The following is a 1,492-nucleotide window of genomic DNA, read 5'->3' on the forward strand; positions in this document are numbered from 1 at the left end:
GACATCAACCTGGTCTACACCATCAACGAGCCGGCCGCCGCCGGCGCCTTCAACGCGCTTTCGAAGTCCGGCAAGGACAAGAGCGTCATGATCGTCTCGGTCGACGGCGGCTGCGACGGCATCAAGGACGTGGCGGCGGGCAAGATTGCCGCCACCTCGCAGCAGTACCCGCTGAAGATGGCGGCCATGGGCGTCGCCGCGGGCGTGGACTACGCCACCACCGGCAAAAAGGTCAGCGGCTACACCGACACCGGCGTGACGCTGATCGCGGCCAAGCCGGTGGCCGGCGTCGAGAGCAAGGACACCCAGGTCGGCACCGAGCTGTGCTGGGGCAAGAAGTAAGCGCCGCGCGCACGCCACCGCACACCGGACACGCACACACCATGACCACCGCCACCCTGAATGCCAAGCTGCCCCCGCTCGGGCAGCTGGGCCCGTTCATCGCGCTGCTGATCGCCTGCGTCGCCTTCGGCCTGACGACCGACCAGTTCTTCAGCGGCGAGAACTTCTCGCTGATCCTGCAGCAGGTGACGGTGGTCGGCGTGATCGCGATCGGCCAGACGCTGATCATCCTGACGGCCGGCATCGACCTGTCGTGCGGCATGATCATGGCGCTCGGCAGCATCGTGATGACCAAGCTGGCCGCCGACATGGGCCTGCCCGCGCCGCTGGCGATCCTCGCCGGCATCGCGGTGACCGCCGCCTTCGGGCTCATCAACGGCCTCTTGGTGACGCGCATCAAGCTGCCGCCCTTCATCGTCACCCTGGGCACCTTCAACATCGCCTTCGCGATCACCCAGCTCTACTCGGGTGCGCAGACCGTGACCGAGGTGCCGCCGATGATGACCTGGTTCGGCAGCACCTTCGCGCTGGGCGGCACCAACGTCGCCTACGGCACGGTGCTGATGATCCTGCTCTACCTGGGCGTGTGGTTCTGGCTGCGCGAGACCGGCGCCGGCCGCCACGTCTACGCGGTGGGCAACAACCCGGAGGCCACGCGCCTGGTCGGCATCCCGCCCGAGCGCGTGCTGCTGGGCGTCTATGTGCTGGCCGGCGTCTTCTACGGCATCGCCTCGCTGATGTCGGTGGCGCGCACCGGCGTGGGCGACCCCAACGCGGGGCAGACCGAGAACCTCGACGCGATCACCGCGGTGGTGCTCGGCGGCACCAGCCTGTTCGGCGGGCGCGGCATGATCCTGGGCTCGCTGGTCGGCGCCGTGGTGGTGGGCGTGCTGCGCAACGGCCTCACGCTGATGGGCGTGTCCTCCGTCTACCAGGTGCTGATCACCGGCATCCTGGTGATCGTCGCCGTGACCGTGGACCAACTCTCTCGCAAAGGGGCACGCTGAGATGACTGCCGCTGCCAACACCCAACCCCTCGTGATGCAGGCCAAGGGCCTGGTCAAGCGCTACGGCCAGGTCACCGCGCTGGACGGCGCCGACTTCGAGCTGCGCGCCGGCGAGATCCTGGCCGTGATCGGCGACAACGGCG

General features: G+C 68.5%; 1 protein-coding gene and 2 pseudogenes. All 3 read left to right on the top strand.

What is annotated here, in order from left to right; translation table 11 throughout:
• A pseudogene (locus AC1D2E_RS35855) lies at nt 1–342 on the top strand (sugar ABC transporter substrate-binding protein); the annotation flags it as partial.
• A 41-nt stretch (nt 343–383) separates the two neighbouring features.
• Nucleotides 384–1,349 (top strand): ABC transporter permease, encoded by a 966-nt coding sequence (locus AC1D2E_RS35860; RefSeq protein WP_478201794.1) that lies wholly within the window; start codon nt 384–386, stop codon nt 1,347–1,349.
• A 1-nt stretch (nt 1,350) separates the two neighbouring features.
• Nucleotides 1,351–1,492 (top strand): annotated as a pseudogene (locus tag AC1D2E_RS35865) (sugar ABC transporter ATP-binding protein); the annotation flags it as partial.

The organism is Variovorax sp. P1_H2 (assembly GCF_056405295.1).